General features: G+C 60.2%; 18 protein-coding genes and 1 pseudogene. 9 read left to right on the top strand and 10 right to left on the bottom strand.

Annotated features, from left to right (window positions below):
- Positions 1-2 precede the first annotated feature (2 nt).
- From M2336_RS06260 to M2336_RS06235, 6 genes and pseudogenes are all read left to right on the top strand, one after another.
- Positions 3-1,796, top strand: a complete 1,794-nt coding sequence (locus M2336_RS06260; RefSeq protein ID WP_264592696.1) for an ABC transporter ATP-binding protein — start codon at positions 3-5, stop codon at positions 1,794-1,796.
- A 4-nt stretch (positions 1,797-1,800) separates the two neighbouring features.
- Complete coding sequence (locus tag M2336_RS06255; protein ID WP_264592695.1) at positions 1,801-3,687, top strand: ABC transporter ATP-binding protein; 1,887 nt, start codon at positions 1,801-1,803, stop codon at positions 3,685-3,687.
- A complete protein-coding gene (locus tag M2336_RS06250; protein WP_264592694.1) occupies positions 3,688-5,046 on the top strand; it encodes an FAD/NAD(P)-binding protein in 1,359 nt (452 codons plus the stop codon).
- 414 nt (positions 5,047-5,460) lie between these two features.
- Positions 5,461-6,030: a hypothetical protein gene (locus M2336_RS06245; protein ID WP_264592693.1), complete on the top strand. Its 570-nt coding sequence runs from the start codon at positions 5,461-5,463 to the stop codon at positions 6,028-6,030.
- A 196-nt stretch (positions 6,031-6,226) separates the two neighbouring features.
- A complete protein-coding gene (locus M2336_RS06240; RefSeq protein WP_264592692.1) occupies positions 6,227-6,871 on the top strand; it encodes a hypothetical protein in 645 nt (214 codons plus the stop codon).
- Positions 6,867-7,703, top strand: a pseudogene (locus tag M2336_RS06235) (glucose/galactose MFS transporter); the annotation flags it as partial. The gene M2336_RS06240 and the pseudogene M2336_RS06235, both read left to right, overlap by 5 nt.
- Before the next feature lie 990 nt (positions 7,704-8,693).
- Here the strand turns inward: M2336_RS06235 and M2336_RS06230 are convergent.
- The 3 genes from M2336_RS06230 to M2336_RS06220 form a co-directional block, all read right to left on the bottom strand.
- A complete protein-coding gene (locus tag M2336_RS06230) occupies positions 8,694-9,818 on the bottom strand; it encodes a GGDEF domain-containing protein (protein ID WP_264592691.1) in 1,125 nt (374 codons plus the stop codon).
- A 182-nt stretch (positions 9,819-10,000) separates the two neighbouring features.
- Entirely contained in the window at positions 10,001-10,201 is a 201-nt protein-coding gene (locus M2336_RS06225; RefSeq protein WP_264592690.1) for a DUF5818 domain-containing protein, read from the bottom strand.
- A 1,297-nt stretch (positions 10,202-11,498) separates the two neighbouring features.
- Positions 11,499-14,447, bottom strand: a complete 2,949-nt coding sequence (locus tag M2336_RS06220) for a PAS domain-containing protein (RefSeq protein ID WP_264592689.1) — start codon at positions 14,445-14,447, stop codon at positions 11,499-11,501.
- A 280-nt stretch (positions 14,448-14,727) separates the two neighbouring features.
- Here M2336_RS06220 and M2336_RS06215 point away from each other — a divergent pair, with 280 nt between their 5' ends.
- Together M2336_RS06215 and M2336_RS06210 are read left to right on the top strand one after the other, a co-directional pair.
- Positions 14,728-15,159, top strand: a complete 432-nt coding sequence (locus M2336_RS06215; RefSeq protein ID WP_264592688.1) for a DUF488 family protein — start codon at positions 14,728-14,730, stop codon at positions 15,157-15,159.
- Positions 15,160-15,512: 353 nt separating this feature from the next.
- Entirely contained in the window at positions 15,513-16,466 is a 954-nt protein-coding gene (locus tag M2336_RS06210; protein ID WP_264592687.1) for a sensor histidine kinase, read from the top strand.
- A 57-nt stretch (positions 16,467-16,523) separates the two neighbouring features.
- Here M2336_RS06210 and M2336_RS06205 read toward each other — a convergent pair whose 3' ends face one another.
- The 7 genes from M2336_RS06205 to M2336_RS06175 form a co-directional block, all read right to left on the bottom strand.
- On the bottom strand, positions 16,524-16,682 hold the full coding sequence (locus M2336_RS06205; protein ID WP_264592686.1) for a response regulator transcription factor: 159 nt from the start codon (positions 16,680-16,682) through the stop codon (positions 16,524-16,526).
- 5 nt (positions 16,683-16,687) lie between these two features.
- The gene (locus tag M2336_RS06200; protein WP_264592685.1) at positions 16,688-17,041 is read right to left on the bottom strand and encodes a hypothetical protein; all 354 of its coding nucleotides are present in this window, start codon (positions 17,039-17,041) and stop codon (positions 16,688-16,690) included.
- A 570-nt stretch (positions 17,042-17,611) separates the two neighbouring features.
- Complete coding sequence (locus M2336_RS06195; RefSeq protein WP_264592684.1) at positions 17,612-17,845, bottom strand: DUF1772 domain-containing protein; 234 nt, start codon at positions 17,843-17,845, stop codon at positions 17,612-17,614.
- A 298-nt stretch (positions 17,846-18,143) separates the two neighbouring features.
- Positions 18,144-18,704: an enolase C-terminal domain-like protein gene (locus M2336_RS06190; RefSeq protein ID WP_264592683.1), complete on the bottom strand. Its 561-nt coding sequence runs from the start codon at positions 18,702-18,704 to the stop codon at positions 18,144-18,146.
- Positions 18,701-19,207, bottom strand: a complete 507-nt coding sequence (locus M2336_RS06185; RefSeq protein WP_264592682.1) for a hypothetical protein — start codon at positions 19,205-19,207, stop codon at positions 18,701-18,703. The genes M2336_RS06190 and M2336_RS06185 overlap by 4 nt, the downstream gene beginning before the upstream one ends.
- Positions 19,208-19,419: 212 nt before the next feature.
- Positions 19,420-20,037, bottom strand: coding sequence for a response regulator FixJ (gene fixJ, locus M2336_RS06180; protein ID WP_264592681.1), 618 nt, complete (start codon positions 20,035-20,037; stop codon positions 19,420-19,422).
- Positions 20,027-21,478, bottom strand: coding sequence for a two-component system sensor histidine kinase NtrB (locus M2336_RS06175; protein ID WP_264592680.1), 1,452 nt, complete (start codon positions 21,476-21,478; stop codon positions 20,027-20,029). The genes fixJ and M2336_RS06175 overlap by 11 nt, the downstream gene beginning before the upstream one ends.
- Before the next feature lie 178 nt (positions 21,479-21,656).
- Between M2336_RS06175 and M2336_RS06170 the strand changes: the two genes are divergently transcribed.
- On the top strand, positions 21,657-22,349 hold the full coding sequence (locus M2336_RS06170; RefSeq protein WP_264592679.1) for an alternative oxidase: 693 nt from the start codon (positions 21,657-21,659) through the stop codon (positions 22,347-22,349).
- Positions 22,350-22,359 lie beyond the last annotated feature (10 nt).

Raw genomic sequence — 22,359 nt, 5'->3', positions numbered from 1 at the left:
CGATGAGGGGGAAGGATTATCTGCGGCGCAGTCCGCTGCTGCGCTGCCTCGCCATTTACCGTGAGATGCCGGCCAAGTTCCTGTTGACCGCCGTGCTGCTGGCGGTGGTCAACATTGCTCTTGTCGGACAGCAAGTGATGATGGGCCATGCGGTGCAGGATGCGCAGCACGGCCTGCTGGTTGTCGCGAAGCCAGACGGCGCGCTCGACTACAGCCGAGTCTGGTTCTGGATCGGCCTGCTCCTGTCCCTTTCTCTGGCGCGGGCAATGGTGCAATATGGCGCGGGCCTGCTTTCCCTTTCGATAGGACAGCGCCTGCTCACCATTTTGCGCGGTCGCCTTTTCACGCAGATCCAGCGGCTGGATCTTGCCTATCACTGGCGGCACGGCGTCGGCGAAATGGTGACTCGCATGACCCGCGACGCCGACAAGGTGCGCGATGCGCTTATCAATTTCTGGCGACAGATTTTCGAGACAGGCCTTATCGTCGTCATCTCCCTCGGGCTGCTTGCGCTTTATTCTCCCTGGCTGGCGATCGTACCGCTTGCGTTGCTGGTCACAGGCATCGGCCTGCTCTGGCGGGAAGCCGACGCGCTGGTCGCGCTCGATCGTCGGATTGGTTCCGCCTATGATGCCGTGACGCAGGATCTGTCCGAAGGCGTCAATGGCGTCCGCGTCATCAAGGCGTTTTCGCTCGACGGCGCCCGCGCAGCGCGTTTCCGCCATCATGTCGATCTGTTTCGTACCGAAGCCCGCGCCGCTATCCGCCATGCTGCCCGCCGCGTTCCCCTGCCCCAGACGATCATCGCGCTGTCTCACGCTTGGGTGCTGGGCTTCGGCGCATGGCTGGTCGCGCAGGGCGCGCTTGGACTGGGCGCGCTGGTTGCCGCGATGCTGGTGGTGAATACGCTGGTATTGCGGATCGAGGGGATCGGCAGGCTTCTCCAGGTCGTGACTGATGCCCGCGCCTCGGCAGGCCGCATCTGGGAGGTGCTCGACGCCGAGCCGGGCATCCGCACGATAAACGCGCCACTGCCGCTCCCGCCGGGGCCGCTGGGCGTGCGCCTGCGGGGCGTTTCCGCCTCGCCGCTGGGCGACGGGGCCACGGTACTGCGCGATCTCACCCTGGAGGTCCGACCGGGCGAGATCGTCGCGCTGGTGGGCGCGACCGGATCGGGCAAGAGCATCCTCACCGCGTTGTTGCCGCGTCTGGTCGACACGGACGAAGGACGCATAGAATTCGGGTCGGACGAGGCTGGCTGGGTGGATATTCGCGATGCCAATCCCAGTGAGCTTCGCCGCCGCGTGCACGTGCTGCCTCAGGAGAGCTTCCTCTTCTCGGATAGCCTTGCCGCCAATCTAAAGCTCTGTGCGCCGGACGCGAATGAGGCCCGGTTGCACGAGGCACTGGACAAGGCCGCAGCCGGCGAACTGCTCGCGCGGCTGAGCGACGGACTGGAGACCCGCGTTGGCGACCGGGGGGCCACCCTTTCGGGCGGACAGCGTCAGCGTGTCTGCCTCGCGCGGGCCTTGCTTGCAGATGCCGACATCTTGGTGCTCGACGATGCAACGAGCGCGCTCGACGCGCAGACCGAGCGGCGCGCGATCGACGGAATCCGCAACCTGCAATCGGGGCGGGCACGCCCGGTCACGATGCTGATCGTGGCGAGCCGTCTCTCGACCGCGCTCATTGCAGACCGGGTTGCGCTGCTCTCTGATGGCCGGATCGCGGCGGAAGGCACACATGACGAACTCGCGCAGAGCAATCCCGCCTATCGCGCGCTGATGGGGTTGTAAGGGCATGAACGCATTGCGCGGCGACAGCGCCCTCTCCGACATCGAGCTTGAAGAGCAATTCTCGCAGCGCAAGCTAGGGCAGAGCGTGACCAGCCGCCTGCTGCCACTGGTGACGCCGGTGCGGGGGCTCATCGCGGCCGTCATCGGCATCGAAATCGTGCAGGTGTTGGCGATCTTCGCCCGTCCGCTGCTGATCGGCCTGGTGATCGATCAAGGCCTGCGCCAATCGGGCATCGATGCACCGCTCATTGCCTGGGCGTGCCTCGGTCTCGCGGCCACATGGGGCGTGCGCTTCATCCTCGGCGGCTTCTCCCAGTATTTTGCGGGCCTGGCCGCGATCCGGGTGCTTAACGATCTGAGGACGCGGGTCTTTGCGCATGTCCAGACACTCAGTGTCGGCTATTTCGATCGCACCAAAGCCGGGCGGATCATCGCGCGCGCAGACCGTGACGTCGACACGCTGGAACCGCTGCTGATCCAGGGGCCACCCGAATTCCTGTCCGCCATATTACGACTTGTCCTTTCCGCAGTTCTGCTGTGGCTGGTTGCGCCCGTGCTGCTGGCCGGCCTGGCGGCGGTGGTGCCGATCCTCATTCTCGCCACACTCCTTTTCAAACGGGTTTCGCAGCGGAGCTGGGCCCGCGTGGCGGAAAACCGCAGCCGTTTCACTGCGCACCTGGTTGAAACGGTCGCGGCCGTGCGGCTCATCAAGCAGTCGGGGCGCGAGCGGGATAATCTGGGCAAATATCAGGGGCTGCTGGAAGAGTTCAACAGCTCCCTCATCTTCGGCACCGTGCGCTCTGGCTGGTTCGCCCCTTTCACCGGTCTGCTCACTACCGCAGGTCTGGCGCTCACTTTGGCGATAGGTGGACGCGGCATTGCGCTTAGCACGCTCACATTGGGGGAGCTAACCCAGAGCCTGTTCTACGTCTTTCTCTTCCTCGCCCCCTTGCAGGAATTCAGCGATCTCTTCGAGCGCTTCGCCAACGGCACGGCCTGTGCGCAGCGCATCTTCCTGTTGCTCGATACAGTGCCGGACATCGCCGATGAGGCCGAGGCGGAACCGCTCGACGCAGTTGATGGCGCCATCGCGTTCCAGAATGTGTCATTCGGATACCTTCCCGGCCGACCTGTGATCCGCTTGCTGGATCTGCGCATCATGCCAGGTGAAGTCATCGCTATTGTGGGCCCGACCGGGCACGGCAAGAGCACGCTCGTGCAGTTGCTGACCCGCTTCTACGATGTCGACGATGGCGCTGTACTGCTTGACGGGCGGGACATTCGCACGATCCCGGAGCAAAGCCTGCGGCGCCATATTGGTGTCGTTCTGCAGGATAATGTACTTTTTGGCGGCACCGTGCTGGACAATCTGCGGCTGGCAAAGCCCGACGCGACCGATGACGAGCTTGTCGCGGCATCGCAGCGTATTGGTGCCGACGAGGTACTGCGTGCGCTGCCCCATGGCTACGAGACGCAGGTCGGCCCTCTTGGCAGTCAGCTCAGTCAGGGACAGCGCCAGCTCGTCTGCTTGGTGCGCGCCTATCTTGCCGATCCGTCCGTGCTTGTGCTCGATGAGGCCACCTCGGCTGTGGATGTCGCCACGGAGCGGCGTATCCAGCAGGCCCTGCGCATTCTGTGCGTCGGCCGCACGGCAATCATCATTGCGCATCGACTGGAAACGATCCGCTCGGCTCATCGCATCGTGGTGATTGAAAACGGGCAAGTCGCGGAGATCGGCACTCATGATACCCTGCTGGCCGCGGGCAGACGCTATGCAGCCCTTAATCGCAACTATGAAATGTCGGTCGGCGGTATGCCGCACGCAGATGTCAATCACGACCGAGCGGGCGATGCTGATATCGTGATGACAGGACAGCGGGTTCACATCTGAATGCTGATCGCCAACCATATCGTCATTGTCGGCGGCGGCTTCAGCGGGACGCTTCTGGCTGTCAATCTTGTCCGCCATGGCATGGCTCAGGTTTCATTGATCGAGCGCGATCCGACCCGCATGGGGCGCGGGCTTGCCTACGGCGCGGCGCAACAGGACCATGTCCTCAACGTGCGCGCCGCGAACATGAGCGCATTCCCGGACGAACCCAATCATTTTTCGACATGGTTGGAAGCGCGCGGCCTTGGCGGGCGTCAATGCTTCGCAACGAGACAGACCTACGGCGCTTATATGAGAGACCTGCTTCAGGACGCTAAGCAGCGCTTCGGAGACCGGCTCCGCCTCATTATGGGCAATGCGGTCGATCTGGCGCTTAGAGAACCGGACGGCGCAGCACTGCTGACCCTGGCCGACGGCACCCTGATCGAAGCTGACACTGCGGTGCTGACACCGGGCAATCTGCCGCCACACGATCTTCCGCCTTTAGCCAGCTTCCGCGCACCGACCTACGTCCGCGACCCTTGGTCCTGCGACATAGCGGAGGGTCTGGCCAGCCAAGACACGGTGCTGCTGATCGGCAGCGGTCTGACAGCGATCGATTGTGCGCTCACATTGCGCGCGCGTGGTTTTGGAGGCCGCGTCATCGCCTTGTCCCGGCGGGGACTGATGCCCCACGGTCATGCGGAAACAGGGCACCATCCTCCACTGAAGACTCGTCCGCAAGCAACGGGCTCAGCCCTCATCGGCCTGATACGCAAGCGCGCGCGGCATGTCGGCTGGCGCCACGCTGTTGACGAACTGCGGCCGTTTACACAGGATATCTGGCGCTCCGCCGACGACAAGGTGCGACGTCGGTTTCTTCGCCATTTGCGGCCATTTTGGGATATTCATCGGCATCGCCTCGCACCGGAGGTCATGGCGCGCATCCACGAGATGCAGGCAAATGGATCGCTCCTCACGCTTGCGGGCAAGATCAGCGATGCCCAAGCACATGACGCGGGGATCGCCGTTCAATGGCGTCCACGCGGGCAGCAGGATGTGGAGAGGTTGATTGTCCGCCGCGCCATCAATTGCACCGGACCGCTCGGCGATCTCACTCGCACGTGCAATCCCCTGCTCCGCCAACTCCACGACGATGGGCTGATCCGGCCGGACGCACTTGCCATCGGTATCGACGTCGACCGGGAGGGGCGTACGATCAACGCCCAGGACCAGCCGAACAAACGACTTTTCGTGGCCGGTCCCATGACGCGCGGCGCACATTGGGAGATCGTCGCAGTGCCGGATATTCGTCGGCAAACCTGGTCTCTGGCACGATATCTAACCGCGAGCCACTGGGTTTCGGGCGAGGGTTTGTAGCCGAACGACATGGTCGGGAACGACTGAGCGTCTAATCGGCAATGATCGTACGGCAAACTGACATCTAGAGCGGTGCTGCGCAGTTCTCGGAATTTCGCCGGATCGAACGCCTCCGCAGGGCGCCGAAATCAATTCGAGCACATTCCACTTGATCCCTTTCGCCACGCGAGCAATGTGGCATTGCTCCTCGTGAAAGCCGGGGAGCGGGGCGTGGAAACCCCAACGTACGAACTCGGTCGATATCATCGGCCGGGTGGCATGCGCGCATGTCCAGCCGGCAACGGTAAAGGCGCATGCGCCTGTACGTACGTCAGGTTTCCAACATCCGGCTTTGGCCGTCGCCCCGAGTGGACATAGGCGCGACGAAGAAGCCGAGAGCCAAGTCGTCGCTCCTGAGCAGGAGTGCGGGGCAAAGTGGATGCATTTGAAGAGCTGGTTGCTGAGGTGCTGCGCGCCGAAGGCTATTGGGTGCACCAGGGTTACAAGATCTATCTGACCAGGGAGGAGAAGCAGGCACTGGGCGACCCCTCGATGCCGCGCCCGGAGATTGATCTGGTTGCTTACAAGGCCGGCACAGGCGAGTTGCTTTCGCTGGAGTGCAAGAGCTACTTCGACAGCGGTGGCGTTCATGCGCGCGATCTGCTGCCGGGCGGGAAGAACGCGCAGCGCTACAAGATGTTCGTGAACGCTGACCTGCGCAGGATGGTCCTCAAGAAGCTGGTCGAGCAACTCGTCGACAATGGTAGCGTTGCGGGCATACCCACCCCACGGCTGGGCATGATCTACGGCTTTGCAACGCGTGCCAACACGCAGGTTCTCGAGACCCATTTTGCGCAAAGTGGCTGGGACCTTTATGGACCCGACTGGTTGCGCGCTCATCTTCAGAAGATGGCGCTGCGCTCCTATGACAATCAGGTGGCCAGTGTCGTAGCCAAGCTGCTCCTTCCGCGAACAACGGGCTCGCGTCTGGAAGTGGCCGCATGACGGGGCTGCTCCTTGGCCTTGCGGCACCTGGCATCCCATGTAGCGTCAGGGCCCAGCAGAAGAGCGCGCCAGTCACTGGCGAGTGGAAGGATGCCACCAACAGTGCACCGCTGACCGGTGTCCGCACCATGGCAGCCTCCTTGATATCCACGTTGGAGGCCAAGACATTCTCATCCGCTTGCGTGGAGGTGATGGCATGACGCGCGCTGGCCTCCTCGTGCTGAGCCTGGCTCTGCTCGCAATGCCTGCCCTCGCCAAGGACAAGGTTCCAAAAACATGGCAGGCGACGCGCACGACGGATCCGATCACAGGCGCAACAAGCTGTGTGGTCTCCGCCCTCGATTATGTCGGTAAGCTTCGCTACTCGCGCACCGGCTATCTTTATCCCGTGATCGAGATGAACAGCAGGCATGGCCTGCTGGTCGGCGTGAGCAGTGGCGGACGCTTTCGCTTGCCCACCGGAACGATCGTCTGGCGCGTGGATGACCAACCGTTTCGTGAGCTGAAGGCTGAAGATAATCCGCAAGGCGCATCTGTCTCCCCCTCCCCAGCAGCCAATGATGCCACCAAGGCCATGGCAGATGCCATGGCGCTGTCGAACAAGCTGATCATGTCCGCAACCGCGACCAGCACGCTCGCCAGCGGCGAGGTCGCAAAAGCAATGCTGAGCGAACTGCGCGCCGGTCAGGGTCTTGTTTTTCGTGCGGCGGCGATCTCAAGCCCCTATGGCCTGCCCGATCCGAACATGATGCGGGTTGGCCAGTTTCAAAAGGATGGCCTCAAGCCCATCCCTGTCGATGCCTCACTCGCCACTGCGTTGGCAGAGTGCGGCATCGAATAGCCGCCTCACTTTTGCGCAGGCGTTCAATTCGCTTGGCGCGGCTGTCTTTCCCTATCTCGGCGCGATCTTGATCCTCGGTAGCCTTGCCGAGGTGAGCGCAAGCCAGCTTCAGGGAGAGGCGCTGGTCGCGTATTAGCGCGCGGAGAGCCAGGCGATCGTGCATGGTTATGTCGGACTCGCTATGGCCGTCGCCATCGTGGCCCTGGCGGTGTGGCTGTTTCGCAATCGCCTCAAGGGCGAAACGCACTCGCCCATCAGCTTCCCGTTCGGGTTCGACCTGCTGCGTCGTCCGCGCTTTGGCTTTGGTGCCCTTTCGATCTTCCTTTACGTCGGCGCCGAAGTTTCGATCGGCTCGCTCATCGTGAGCTATCTCATGCAGCCCCATGTGATGGGTCTTGCAGAGCAGTCCGCGGGCAAGCTGATCAGCCTTTACTGGCTCGGCGCCATGGTGGGTCGCTTCCTTGGCTCCATCGCGCTTCGTATGGTCAGCCCCGGCAAGTTGCTCGCCGCGGTTGCGTGCGGCGCAATCCTCCTGATTACGCTCTCGATCTCCAGTACGGGCTCGTTGGCGGGATACAGCCTGCTCGCGGTCGGACTCATGAACGCAATCATGTTCCCGACGATCTTCAGCCTGGCCAGCGAGAAACTCGGGGTTCGCGCCGCCGATGGATCCGGCGTGATCAACGTCGCGATCTTTGGTGGCGCCGTCGTCCCGCTGACGACCGGCGCGCTGGCCGACCTGAGCGGCAGCCTCCAGGTTGCGCTGCTCCTGCCGGCAATGTGCTATGCTGTCATCGCTGGCTTCGGGGTCTTTGCAAGAAGGGCAGCATAGCTGACCTCGGACCGGCAGGTTACCCCCTGGACGAGGCGCTGACTTCGACAGATGCGTGATCTGACCTTCCCCGGCTCCCAAGCATTCTAGGGAGCAGGTGGACTGCATGAATGACCAGCAGCGTTTGAGAGCGCCATTATTGCGGCACGACCGATTTGGAGGCGGCCCCGACCAGAGCCAGTGGTTCAGCGCCCCCTAGTGAACGTCAGCTTGCGACGGAAGCTGCCGTTCGCACCGATTGAAACGGGCGGTCGGCAAGCGCCTTAAAATCATATCTTCCGCGACTTAGGCGCTACTGCCAGAACCTGCCGAGCGTGAGAGTGCGCGTTTGATAGGTGCAGCCGAATAGATGCCGCAACGACTAAGCTTAACCACGTCGCATGCAGGGTCATCACGCCGGCATCGCCGTTCACCAGCATCCATGCAGATAACAGGACGTTTAGACGTCGATTGTCCTGCGCCTCATCAACGGCGTCGGACCGCTCGGCGACCTCGCTCGCACGCGGAATCCCTTGCTCCGGGCGGCCAGAATATCTGGCCGCCTGCGCGAGATTGAATGAGATCGGGTGGGTCAGAAACGGAAGCCGAGCGATGCTCCGAAGTTGCGATCGGCGTTCTTGGGCCGAAACGCGTAAACATCGACCAGATTGAGATTGCTGCCGATCAATGCCGATGATGCGGTGGTAGTGTAAAAGTTTTTGATCGAATAGGTTTTTCACGAACAGCGTGAGCGTGTATTTCGAGTCCGGCTCTGGATGCCGATGCTTGCATCAACAAGGGCGTAGGCCCTTTGCACCTGCAGTGGATCCTGCTCGATCGCAAACTGCTGCGAGCTCTGGTAATTAAAGTCCACTTGCACGAACGCTTCCAGCGACGAGGAAACCGCACCTTCCCAACGCGGGCTGAGGTTTACGCGCTAACGCGGCGAGGCTGGGAGAGCGCCGTCACGAATGTCTCGCACAGCAGCCTGGTGCCGATGGAGTGATGTGATCATCCTGCTCGGCGGAAGTTAAGGACGACCCCGTCCCGGTATGCGGCAACGCCTACTCCCGAAGTTTTAGCTTCGAGTAATGCGGTATCGGCGCAAGCCATCAGGTGATCCAGGACAAAACCCTGATAGGAGGTCAACGTGTAGCCAACACTTGCCCCCACCCGCAGCGATCGACCGTCTAACATATATGGCTCCCCGAGTGTGAGCCTGATGCGTTGCGCTAGCGCTTCCGCCTCAGACGGGTCCGTCAAATTGGACTGAATCACGACGAATTCGTCGCCACCAGTTCGCGCAACGTGATCGCCTTTCCGCAACAACCCCGATAGTCGCTCGGATACAGCCTTCAGCAATGCGTCACCGGTTGGATGCCCGTAACGATCGTTGATCGGCTTGAAGCAATCGAGATCGAGGCAATGCACCGCAGTCAACGACCGCTGGACTTCGACCTCACTGAACCATTCCCGCAGGGCTAGACGGTTGCCCAGACCGGTCAGCGCGTCACTGCGCGATAGTCGCTCGTACAGGAGGCGCATGCTGATCCCTTCAGCCGCGTAGCAATAGCGGGCGACCATGCTGTGAACGCCGCCGCCGAGGAAAATCGCCAGCAGGGCGGCGACAGCCCAGTTCCCTGGGTTTCCCACCAGGAGCGCCGTGACGATCGTGGGTATGACGGCGACCAGAACTGCGGTCAGGCTGATCCTGAGGCGGTAAGATACCCCCGCTGCCACGCCCGCGCAGTAACCCACAAGCAGCCCGACGATCAGCGTTTGGGCCTCGGGCGTGGCCACCACGAATGCTCTGGCGCTAAAGGCCCCCAGGATCGCCGCGAACAGCATATAGGGGACTGCAAATATTCGCTCCAGTTCCTTTGCCCTGCCAAAGCTAAGGTCTTTGCCTTGAGATTGCCGACGATAGGCCAACAGCACGCAATATCGCCAGATCACCGTAGCGCCGCCCGCTAAGAAGAGCACTTCGATCAACCAATCGTGCGTTTGAGCGGACACCACCCCCCCGATCGCTACGAACGAAAGGGCCATTACCAAGGTGGTGAAACGCGTCGAGAACAAGCTTCTGACGAGCTCGAGATACGTCCTCTCAGGTAGCGGTTTCGGAATCCTGTCCATATTGGGTTGGATGGCAGGGAGTGGTTAATTCTTTTCGAAAACTGCGACGAGTGCGTGGGCGGCGCCCCTGTAACGCAGGTCTGAATCGCGGACCCAAGCGTCCGCTGAAACCGCGTCATATGTCGAGCGGCAACAGATCAGCGCGGCGCAATCTCCCCTAGAGATTTGAACATTTTTGCACGTCAGATCGGCTCGATGCTGATTACCGATAGCAGGTCGAATCCTTCGCGCGTTCCTGACACCCGTACACGCCGGCCAAGATAATAAGAGAATGAGCGCTCGGGAGCGAGGCACCACTCGCCCCCGTCATCCACTCGGAGTATGACTTTCACGCCATCTTGCAGGACGAGGCCGGCCAGAGCGTACTTTGAATTTCGAGACATTTGCGATCCCCAAGGTCACGGACCTTCAATTAGCTCCAGCAGCGTGTCGAAATGGCTACTTCAAACTACCTTGTTTGTATGGTTGCCGAGCTGCCGTTAGCTAGGAACATGCTGCGTTGCCTTCCGGATGTTTTGGTAGGGATCAAATCGTCAGCGTTGTCGGCGCACGCGCAGTGGGCGCCATAACAGCAGCCCGCAGACTAGGGCGGGAGGTCGAAACTCGAAGGTTTAAGGTCGCACAAGTCACCGCCTTGGATACGGCGAGATTGCGGTCGATATCGAGCGCATCAGTTCGATCGATTGTCCGAACGCGGACGTTCTTGCAACCTTCACACCTCTTAGCGCGTCACCTTTCTTTGCGCCTATGAATCGGGGCGTTGAAATAGCTGACGCGAGCAAGGAAGCGAACCCGCCCCCAGCTACCGTGCTGCCGCCGGGGATTGAAGGACTCACTAGGCGCGTCGGTAACGGCTCTGGCAAGCGTCCCACTCGCTCGCCCGAGCCGTTACCGGCCTGTGTTCAAACGCTATCCGCAGCACCATCTAGCGAGGTGCGAATATGCCGGCATCAGGCTGCGCCCTATACTAATTATGTGCGGGGCCGCCGCAACGCCCAGATGAGAGATGCAAAGCTAGAAACCAGCGCAGCAAGTCCAGTTATTAATGATGCATCAAATGTCATCGTCGCGACTCCTTTCTGCGCCGTTGTTCCTGAAATGTTCCAAATAGGACAGCGCTTTTCGCCCACCTCGCTCCGCGTGCCGAAACTAGAGATCGTCGGCGCGGGATCGAAGAGGCGCTTGTCGAAGCCAAACTCCAAGCGGAAGCCATCGCGCGGACCTCGGGCGTCAGGCGGGGCAGCGGATCCTCAGTGTTTCCAATCTCAGCTTCAACGGCCCTGGCCCGTACGACGAAATCGTTGCTACAGCGCAGCGTATGAGCGCGCCACCACCACCTCCACCCCCGCCGATTGCTGTCGGATTGAAGCCCCGAGCGATAGAAACGCAGGTGAATGTGCAGGTGGTCCACGCGATCCAGCCCTAACCATCCGATTCCTCACTGGGCCAGATGAATCGCAGAGGGCGCAATACGCACCTTCACCGGAAACCTTGTCGATCACAACCGCTTCTGCGCTCCCGCCAAATGCAGGTCGTTGAGATCGGTCAACGAGAACGTCCGCTCTGGGCGAATGCAGTCATTGCGCCGTCATGCTTCAACTCCGCTATACTTATTCAGCGCCCAAAATCGGAATGTCCGGACGCCCCAATGCCACAGGACTGGCAACGCCCGGAACGATGCTATTGCGAGCTAGCATTCAGCCCACCAGCGTTAGGAAACCCGTCTTGTAACGCCGCAAACAGCAAGCGCTCCAGTTCACCGATCTGGAAGGGCTTCCTCAAGACAAGCGCATTTCGGTCGGCGACCTCCGCAAGGGCGGCACTTTCAGCAAATCCGGTTACGAAGATGATCGGCAAATTTGGACGCAAGGATTGTACCCGCTTGGCGACTTCGGCCCCATTCATCCCCGGCATGGCAAAGTCTAAGACAATGAGGTCCGGTTCTGATCGCTGCAGTTCTGCCAAACCTGCCTGCCCATCTTCAGCCTGCATGACGGCGAAGCCGAGCCCGCTAAGGCACTCGACAAGAAAGTGCCGCACATCGGGATCGTCATCGATAACAAGGATTCGCGCGGAGAACTCTGTCGCGTCCGCTGATCCGCCCGATGCGCTCTCTGGCGTTTCAAGGTCGTTCGTCCGCCGGAAGAACAGTTTCACCGTGGTGCCTTTGCCCGGTTGGCTGTCAATACGAACCGTTCCCCCGCCCTGGCGCATTGCGCCATAGACCTGGCTTAGTCCTAACCCCGTGCCCTTGCCCAAGCCCTTCGTCGTAAAGAAGGGGTCGAAGACACGTGGAACAACCTCGGACGGTATGCCGGCTCCTATGTCGCGAACTGCCAGTTCGATATATTCACCGTCATCAAGTTCTTGGTCGTGCTCCATCCGGATCGGACGCGTGCTGATGATCATCTCGCCGCCCTCAGGCATCGCGTCTCGCGCAATAAGGGCGAGGTTCAATACTGCCATTTCGATCTGGATCTCGTCGCCTAACACCCGCATCCCGTCGGTGTTGAGGTCAAGACGGACCGTGATGTGCGCACCTATGGTCCGATCGAGCATATCACGAAAGCCTGTGATCAGATTGGACAGGGCGACGGGCTTTGGCTGGATTTTCTGTGCCCTGCTAAACGCTAGGAGCTGGCCGGTCAGCCTAGCGCCGCGCTCAGCCGCTTTGAGTCCGGCCTCGGCCCAGCGCTGCACCTTCTCTTGATGGTCCGACCTGCGACGAATGAGATCGAGGCTCCCCGAAACGCCCTGAAGCAGGTTGTTAAAATCGTGCGCGATTCCGCCCGTAAGCTGGCCAACAGCCTCCATCTTTTGGGCCTGCGCAAGCGCCGTCTCCGCTTCTAGCAGACGTTGCTGTTCGTGGAGGCGCTCGGTCACGTCCGAGACAAACTGGTACGCCCCCACCACGCGCCCTTCAGGGTCACGAAGGCTCCGGAAGCGCATCTCATAATAGCGACGCTCATGCACCAGATCCCCGAAAGCGTCAGTCTCGACGAATTCCTCCCCGCGGAGGGCGCGCGACCAGATCTCCTGCACTGCCGCCTGCTGCTCAGAGTGTCCTTCTAGCATCGCTAGCATATTGTCGCCGGCCTTCGGTGTCTGACCTCCAAAGATGCGGGCGAACTCAGCCGCAGCGGCTTGATTGATAGCGAGCCAGTTAAAGTCGCGGTCTACAACCTGGACGAAAATATCCGTGCCATCCACCACCTCGGCGAGAAGCTTACGCTCTGCTAGTGCCTCAGCAACGCGCAGTTCCAGTGTCTCATTGAGCTCGCGCAGCTGAGCTTCCACACGTTTCCGCGGCGTGATGCCGATCGCAGTCCCAATCACCCTGAGGCATCTGTCGGTTGTGAACAAGCCGCGTCCTTTGGCCGCGACCCAGCGCTCGACTCCGTCTTCTTTGCCGATCGTCCGGTACTCGACGTCATAAACTGCCCGACGCTTCGGATCGGCAGCCGCTGCATACGCTGCCACGGTCACCTCGAAATCGTCGGGGTGAAGACCGGCATAATAGTCTGCCATAGAGACCGAGACATCTGCCGAGATGCCGAACATGGCCTTGACGCGCGGCGGCCAATACATGGTGCCGGCGACTTCATCGACATCCCAAAGTCCGATCTCGGCAGCGTCAGTTGCCAGTCTGAGCTGCTCCTCGCTGGCGCGAAGGTTGGCCTCGGCCCCGACCCGCTCCACGTGCGCCCAAGAGCGATCCGTCACTTCGCGAATGACTGTTAGCTCATAATCGCTCCAGCGATGCGGGACCTTGTCGTGAATCGCCATCAGCGCCCGCAACCGGCCATTTTTAACGAGAGGCATGCAGATCGTGGCGGCGATGCCGATATCTCGGAAGGTCTTTGCTTCTTCCGGCGCGATCTCGGCGAGATTGTCGTTGATGATCAGCGGCCGACCAGCCGAAAGCTCCTGAATGGCTAAGCGACCGAAATCGGCCAGGCGGTAGTGACCGACAATCGAGGGTGAGCCAGGTGCGTGCCAATTCCCCCTGATCGTGAAACCGTTTTCATCCACGTCCATGTCGGCATAGGCGCAGTTAGAAAGGTTTAGGTGCGCAGCTACCATCCGGGTGGTCACCGAGAGTACCTCATCGGCGTCTTGCAATCTCGCTACGGCCTGTCCGAGCGCGTCGAGGAAGCGATAGAGTTCCTCACTCTGAGCAAGCCGACGCTCGGCACGTACGCGCTCGGTAATGTCGAACACCATAGCTAGCGACCCGATCGGTCGGCCATGACAGTCGCGGATCGGCAGATATTCGAGATTCATCCAGACTTGCTCCGGTGCGCCATGCCGCCAGAGTTCCAGCTCCTGCGCGTGGAACCTGAGTGCTTCTCCCGATAAGCCCGCGGCGATCACGCGCGCGTTGAAATCGCGGGCTTCAGGCCAAGTCTCAAGAAGCCCCGCGCCCAAGGCGCCGGGATGCCGCGGACCACACACCCCTGCATAGCCGTCATTGTAAATGAGGACGCCCTCAGCGCCCCACAGCACGACCATGGGTATGGGAGAGGACAAGATAGTCTGAACGTTCGAAAGCAGCTCGATTGGCCAATCATCGATTGGCCCGAGCGGCGTCGCGCTCCAATCCTTGTTTCGTATAAGCTCGCCCGCCACGCCTCCGCCTACTAAACGTGATCCGCCTGATAGATGCGCATCGCTACCCATAAAGTCCGTCGCCGATCACTATCTAGTTAAGCTTCAGGCCTATCACATGCTTGGGGATTGAGAAAACTCCAAGGGCGGGCTCGCCTGCATCAGCTTGCCGCGTCGGCGCTCTACAAACGGCGGGCTTCAACGAGCAGCTTCGGGCCGTCCAATGTCACCTTTTGGGGCGGGAGGCGACCACCCCAAGTCTTACCATAGCTATAACCGCCGCGCTTCCTATCTACAGGGAATGAGGATATTTTCGATTGGATATGAAGGTGCGACCCAGGCGGAATTTGTATCCGCTTTGCTTCGTGCCGGCGTGAAATGCGTCGCTGACGTTCGCGCAGTCCCGCTTTCCCGCCGACCGGGCTTTTCGAAGAATATTTTGGCGGCCGGGTTACGAGAGGCGGATATTGCCTATGTCGGATTGAAGGCTCTTGGCACGCCCCCTGCAGGCCGCGAAGCTGCGAGAAAAGGCGATCATGCTCGCTTGGCCGAGGTTTATGCTGGTCAGCTCGAGCTGCCCGAAGCAATCGCGCAAGGAGCGCAGTTATGCGACCTCGTGAACGAGATGCCTACCGCCTTGCTTTGTTTTGAGCGCAACCCAGAAAGTTGTCACCGTTCTCTACTGATTGGGGCTCTCATGCCTGACGCAGAGGTCACGCATTTATTCGCATGAGCGTCAGATATGTTCGCAAATCCAGCTAGGGCCCTCCCCACTAACGAATGACCGGCTTCGACGCTCGAGCGAAGCGTGCTGAACAACGCTATGTTGGCGGAATATGACCGTGGCAGCTTAAACGCTACCATGGGTCCGCGGCATGCCCGATGACGCGGAGATACCCCGCTGCCAAAGACCTGATGCGCATCGCCAAGAAATGTCGATAGCTCCTTGCCTAACCGGTATGGCGTATTGACAATCTGTGCTGGTTGCGCGGGACAGATAAAAACGCGTTTGAATGATAAGGCGAAATTCGTTGTTGTTAACCACATTTTCGCATGGCAGTCTCGACGACAGGGGAGTGATCGCCCGTGGTACGATTATCATCGATCAAGAAAGCTATCCTGACCGAGCGCTCCGTCGGAGCCAAACTGATCTGGACGATCTTTTCCGTTGTCGCACCGACGGCGCTCAGATTGGCAATTGATCGTGGTGAAGCGGGTGTCCCGTTTGTTACCTATTTTCCCGCGGTCGTCCTGGCATCCCTCTTTCTTGGATGGAAGTGGGCTACGGCGACGGCTTTTTTTTCGGCCGTCGTGGCAAATCGAATGTTCCGGCCTGGCTTCACGATACTTGATTTTGAAGCTGCCGATTTCATCATGGCTGGGCTGTTTGTCTTTTCCTGCGTCATCCTCATCAACATCGGCGAGGCCATCCGGCGCTTGCTCCTCGACCTCGAGCTGTCCCACCAGCGCGAAACCATGCTCAATGCCGAACTGAGGCATCGGGCAAAGAACATGCTGGCGATCGTACAATCAATGGCGGTTCTTACGCATCGCAGATCTGATCCTTCCAGCTTTCTGGAGGATTTCTCTGCTCGTATCCAGGCGATGGCACGCGTTACCGACATGGCTAATGCGGACAAGGCATCGAAACGCGAAATCGGAACGCTGGTCGATGTTGCTGTCGCCCCATTCAAGGATGGCGCGAATTTCACCATAGCGGGTCCTGATTGGAGATTGCCGCAAGTCAGTTGCATCCCGCTGGGACTTGCACTCCACGAGCTGTGCACAAACGCGGTCAAATATGGAGCGCTCTCTGCGAATACCGGTCGCGTGGAAATCCAATGGCACACGGAGGAGGATCAGAAAAATCTCGTCATTTCCTGGAAGGAACGGGGCGGTCCATGCGTGCAGGAACCAGCGCGCCGCGGTATGGGCTCAGCATTGCTTCACGCCCAATATGGCATCGCGAAGGTGGAGCATCTGTTTGCTCCTGAGGGCGTGGAATGCAAAATCACCATTCATAGTGAGGGTCAAACCTGACGGCGCAGATCAACGCAACAGCTAAGGATCGCAGCACTGTCTGGAGGAAGATCGATGCTAGGCCTGAATGAGCCCCATACCTACACCTTTTACCGCGGCGGTCGTCCGGTCGGCCACGCCGAGCTTATTAAAGACACGCCGCAAGTAAGTGTCGACAGTGCCCGGCGCGACAGAAAGAATTTTGGCAATGACATTGTTGCTTTTGCCTTTTGCCACCCAGCTTAAACCTCCACCTCACGAGGTGAGAGGTTGTGAGACGCGACTGCACTTTCCGGCTGTAAATTAAGTCCTCTGATATGGGCGCATTGGGCTGCCCACTGTAACTCAGTCCAGTTCGACCGCTCAAAAGTAACAGCGCTGGCAAGGCCGACCGCCACGATGCCAACATAGCTATTTGGACCAAAAACTGGCAGAGCCAAGGTATCAGAATGGTTCAGCCCCCTGAGCGCAGCGACGAGTTTCTTTTCCTCCTCCTTGAGCTGGATAAAATCCCCAACTCGGCTACGCAGGCCGGGGCGCCCTGTCTCCAAAACATAGCGAAAATTGGGATCATCTTTGCCGTATCCCAACTCCATAAAGCATCGGTTATGGCTGGGGGGTATCCATGTGGGAGGAGTATCGCAACCTCCCCGCGCCGACCTCGACTGAATACGATGTAAACAATTCCGCCAAAGCCTGCTGCACTGTAGAATTTCACCATTGTTGACCAAAGCTGCTCGAGATCCTCGACCCGACCAACTTGCTCTGTAAAGGCAGAAAGATCGTACGACCCCCGCATAGTCGTTCTCCAGTTAACAGCCTTGCAGGAGTGGCTTACCAGATCTCGGGCTATTTGGCCCGCCCAACATTGGAACCGCAGGCAGCCACGACAACCGTTCTTTAGCGGCTGCTTCCCACACCATTGCGGTCATCCGCATCCCGACAGCCCGCCTGAACGCGGTCGATGGGTCAGGCTGAGCCAACGTCGGCTTGTAGGGGGCACATCAAGATCGGCGAGTGACCGCTTTTGGGGCGGATCCCATCGCGGAACCTCCATCAACCCGAACGCCCCCTATTGCTAGGGTGAGACGTTCCCGAGACAGATGTGTACTTCTTCACCTGGTCGACGCCGCCGAGAACAAAGGCGTTTGGGAGGTTAGCGTGCGTCAGGCTGCGCCTGCCAACGCCCATGCAAACAGTAATGTCGTCGCCGCGCCCAGTGCGCTTCTTACGTCGTGTAGTTTTCCCCACTTCACCAGCATCGCTCGGCTATCGGCGCACGCCTCGATACCGGGCATTGCCATCAGCGGTTTGTTGATTGGCATGATGACAGTCAGCGTGAACGGCCAGTTAGCTAGCAACAAGGTGCTAACCGGGACCATCGCCAATCCGAGGCGCACGGGATGCTCGACAAGGCTTACGTAGAGTGCGGCGCAACGTTTCTTCAGAATATATAGATGGCCCGAATTAGCGGACCATACAAGGTCGTTTCGGATCGAATTGCCAGCCTTGGATCAGCGATTGCATTCCCGCAGCATCGTCACGGCCGCCTAGAGCGTGTTCAATGTAGAGGCGATGGGCTCAGTCCAGTGCGTCCTCATCTAGATTGACGCCGAGCCCCGGGCCCTTGGGTATGTCAATGAACACATCCGAAATGCGTGGGGGATTGGTTGTCAGAAACGCACCGTCTTGCCAGATCTAGTGCGTGTCGATCTCCGTCACGCGGCCCGGGACCGCCCCGGCGACGTGCGTGAACATGGCCAGCGAGATGTTGGTGTGGTTGTTCGAGTGCGAACCCCAGGTGAGGCCCCAATTCTCACAGAGCTGCCCAACGCGAACCGAGCCTTGCATCGTCCAGAAATGGGGATCCGCCAGAGGAATGTCGACCGATTGCAAGGCGAGGGCATGCGTCAATTGGCGCCAGTCCGTGGCGATCATGTTGGTTGCGGTCGGCAGGCCGGTGGCGCGAGGGAACTCAGCCATCAACTCGCGGCCGGAGAATCCCGCCTCTGCGCCGCACGGGTCCTCGACATAAGCCAGAATATCGCCGCGGCCCTCGCACAACCGGATAGCCTCATCGAGAAGCCAGGCGCCATTGGGATCGAGCGTGATCCGCGCCTCGGGGAAGCGTGCCTTCAACGCCTCGGTCGCCTGTATTTCTTCGTCGCCAGCGAAGACGCCCCCTTTGAGCTTGAAGTTCCGGAAACCGTAACGGCGCGCGGCCGCTTCGGCTTGGGCGACGATGGCGTCGAGCGTCAACGCTGTCTCATTGCGTCGTCGAAACCAAGGTCGAGGCTATCGCCCTCATCACGATAGGACCGGTCTGCCAGCGCCTTATCGGCGACATAGAAAAGGTAGCCCAAAACCTCGACGCGATCGCGCTGTTGCCCGCTGCCCAGGAGGGCGGCAACCGGCAGTTCCAGAAATTGCCCGAGGAGATCGAGCATCGCACTTTCGATCGCCGTCACAACATGGACGGTGATCCGCAAATCGAAGGTCTGGAGACCGCGGCCCGCGGTGTCTCGCCCGGAGAAGCGTTGTTCGACCTGCATGAGGATCGCGTTGTGATTGCCCACCTGAGCGCCCTCGACAACATGTCGCGCTTCTTCAAGCGTGGCGCGGATTGCCTCACCGCCGGGCACTTCCCCCAAGCCCGTCCGACCGTCCTCATCCCGAAGAACGACGATGTTACGGGTGAAGAACGGTGCATGTGCGCCGCTCAGATTGAGCAACATGCTATCGTCAACAGGCACGACTTGCATGGACACGATCCGAGGCGCGCGAGATACATTAGCCAGCAAACTCCTTACGCAGCGATCGCCTGCTGTGAGACCATGAGGGCGGCTCAGCCGCAGCGCCTGCATCGTTCACGATCCGGAGCGGGCGGAGCGGCTCCCCGGTAACGCGATTGCTGCTGCTCTGACGCGAAGTGTCCAATATCGGATACTCCGGTACACCATTGTCACCGAAGCTGTCACTGAACGGTAATCCGCGTGATCGTCACCATCCGTACGAGGTCGGACAAAGTTTTGGCCTGCATCTTCATCATAACGTTAGCTCTGTAGACCTCTACGGTGCGCGCGCTGATCTCCAGATCATAGGCGATCGCCTTGTTGGCGTGACCCGCGACCAGACCGTCCATCACCTCGTGCTCACGGGGGCTCAGCGTAGCAATGCGATCGAGCACCGTCAGCCGCTCGGCCTGCGCACCCTCGTCGCCGATCTGACGTGCCAAGGCCTGCCGAATGGCGCCAAGGATCGCCTCATCATCGAACGGCTTCTCGATAAAGTCGGTTACCCCGGCTTTCATGGCCTGGATCGCCAAGGGGACATCGGCGTGTCCTGTCACCACGATCGCCGGCACCGAATTGCCTCTGCGGCGCAACTCCTCGACCAGTTCCACGCCGCCCAAACCTGGCATCCGCACATCGGTTACCACGCAGGCTCCGGCAAGAGGCGGTGACGATTTGAGGAAGGCGTCGGCCGAAGAGAAGGAACGGACCCGGATGCCGGCGACATCAAGGAGGAATTCCAGCGAATGTCTCGCGCTCTCGTCATCGTCAATCACGTAAACGATCGGATCACTCGCCATCGTATAGCCCGTCCTTTTCCACGCGCGGCAGGGTAAAGCTGAACATCGCCCCGCCTTCTTCGGTGGGTTGCGCCCAAATGCGCCCACCATGCGCCTCAATGATGGTGCGCGAGATGGACAGGCCGACGCCCATACCAGTGCGCTTGGTCGTGATGAAGGGCTGAAACAGTCGGTCGGCAACATCCGGCGCAATGCCTGCGCCCGTGTCCGACACCGAGACGCGCGCCAGATCGTCTTCGAGCGGCTCGATTGCGACAATGAGCTCTCGTCGGAAGATCGCCGGGTTGGCCATCGCATCGACCGCATTACGAACGAGATTGAACACGACCTGCTGGACCTGCACCTTATCTGCGAGCACGAGTTCGACTTCAGAGCTAAATTCATATTGAACCCGAATGTCATGTTCTTTGGCTCCGACGAGAGCCAGCGCACTGGCTTCCTCCACCAGCTTGGGCAGGTTTTCCAGCGCCCGCTCGGTTTCCCCGCGAGCCACAAAATCCCTCAGCCGGCGGATAATATCGCCCGCGCGAAGCGCCTCAGTCGCAGCGCGCTGCACGGCATCTACAACCCGCGGGTTTGCGGCCTGCTCCCGCTCAAGGAGCATCTTGCTGCCCTTAAGATAGTTCGCGATGGCAGAAAGTGGTTGATTCAGCTCATGCGCCAGCGCCGAAGCCATTTCTCCGAGTGCAGTCAGTCGGGACACATGGACGAGCTCATTCTGCAACTCCTGCAAGCGAGCTTCGGCATGTTGACGTTCGGTCAAATCCCGGACGAAGCCGGTGAACTGCCGCTGCCCGTCGGCGCGGACCTCGCCCACAGCGAGCTCGATGGGGAACGTTGAGCCGTCGCGGCGCTGACCCACGACGATCCGACCTTTTCCTATAATGCGTTTTTCGCCCGTCTGATAATAGCGATCGAGGTAGCCGTCATGCGCGCTGCGATATGGCTCGGGCATGAGCATCCGAACGTTTTGGCCAATGATTTCCTCCGCGCTCCAGCCGAATGTCCGCTCGGCCGCTGGACTGAAGTCACGGATCGATCCGCGCGCATCGATCACCACCATAGCGTCGGGTACGGTGTCCAGGATGGAGCGCAGATGCGCTTCGCGGCTTGCCAATCCAGCTGCAGCCGTCTCAGTATCAATTCGGGCCCGCTGGAACCATTCGCCGCCAACGGCGATGGCAAGGCCGATCACCACAAATGCGACTGCTGCAATCAAGCTGCCGTTCTCGATCGGTGCTGTGACCCGGTCGCACCACAGCCCGCCGGCTGCGCCCGCCAACGCCGCCAGTGCGCCAGCGCGGATGCCCGAGAGCGCGCTGGCTACCACGACTCCGGGTACAAAGAAGATGAAGGTTGCGCGCGCTCCGAGTTCTTCGGCAAAGCATAGCCTTACGGCGGCGCCCACAGCGATAGCCAGCAAGGCTAGGCTGAGCGCCATAGGAAGTGATAGCCGCGGCAGAAAGTGGCTGGCGAAGCTCGCCCGTCGACTGACCTCCGGGAAAGCCCTTAGGGGCGGAACAGTAGGGAGATCATCCAAATTCCAGCGCTCCGTTTACTCGCCTAGTTACGGCCTATCGGCGGCGCGCAGTCAATCGCGCCGCAACCGGAGAAGTTTCATGAACCCACCCTTCATCGATCTCGGCGTCCATCACAAGGCCCACGGCCTGTCGGATAAGGTCGCTCTCGGCTTCACCAAAGTTCTGCGCTGGTGCGCCGACACCTTCTTCGCGCAGCGGTACGGTCATCGGGCCGTCGTGCTGGAAACCGTAGCGGCCGTGCCCGGCATGGTCGGCGCAACGATCAACCACCTCGCCTGCCTGCGCCGCATGTGCGACGATAAGGGTTGGATCAAGACGCTCATGGATGAGGCCGAGAATGAGCGCATGCACCTTATGACGTTCATTGAGGTTTCCAAGCCGACCTGGTTCGAAAGGGCGGTCATCATCGGAGTGCAGTGGGTGTTTTACCTGTTTTTCTTTGGTCTCTATCTAGTGAGCGCCAAGACGGCGCACCGTGTGGTCGGCTATTTCGAGGAAGAGGCGGTGATCAGCTACACCCATTACCTCGCCGAGATCGACGAAGGCCGCAGTCCAAACATTCCAGCGCCGGCGATCGCCAAGCACTATTGGGGCCTTGCCGACGATGCCACCCTGCGGGACGTGATCCTGGTAGTCCGGGCTGACGAAGCGCACCATCGCGACGTCAACCACAGCTTTGCCAATGAACTCGGCGAGCTGCCAGTTTCGGCAACCGTCGCGGAGTGCCCGCCCCATGCCGAGCTGGTTCCGAACTGGAAGAAGGCCGCCTGAAGTCGCAACA

Origin of the sequence: Sphingobium sp. B1D7B, from assembly GCF_025961965.1 — a bacterium.
Lineage (GTDB): Bacteria > Pseudomonadota > Alphaproteobacteria > Sphingomonadales > Sphingomonadaceae > Sphingobium.
Note: the sequence above shows the minus strand (reverse complement) of the source record. Positions and strands in the feature narration are given on the sequence as shown.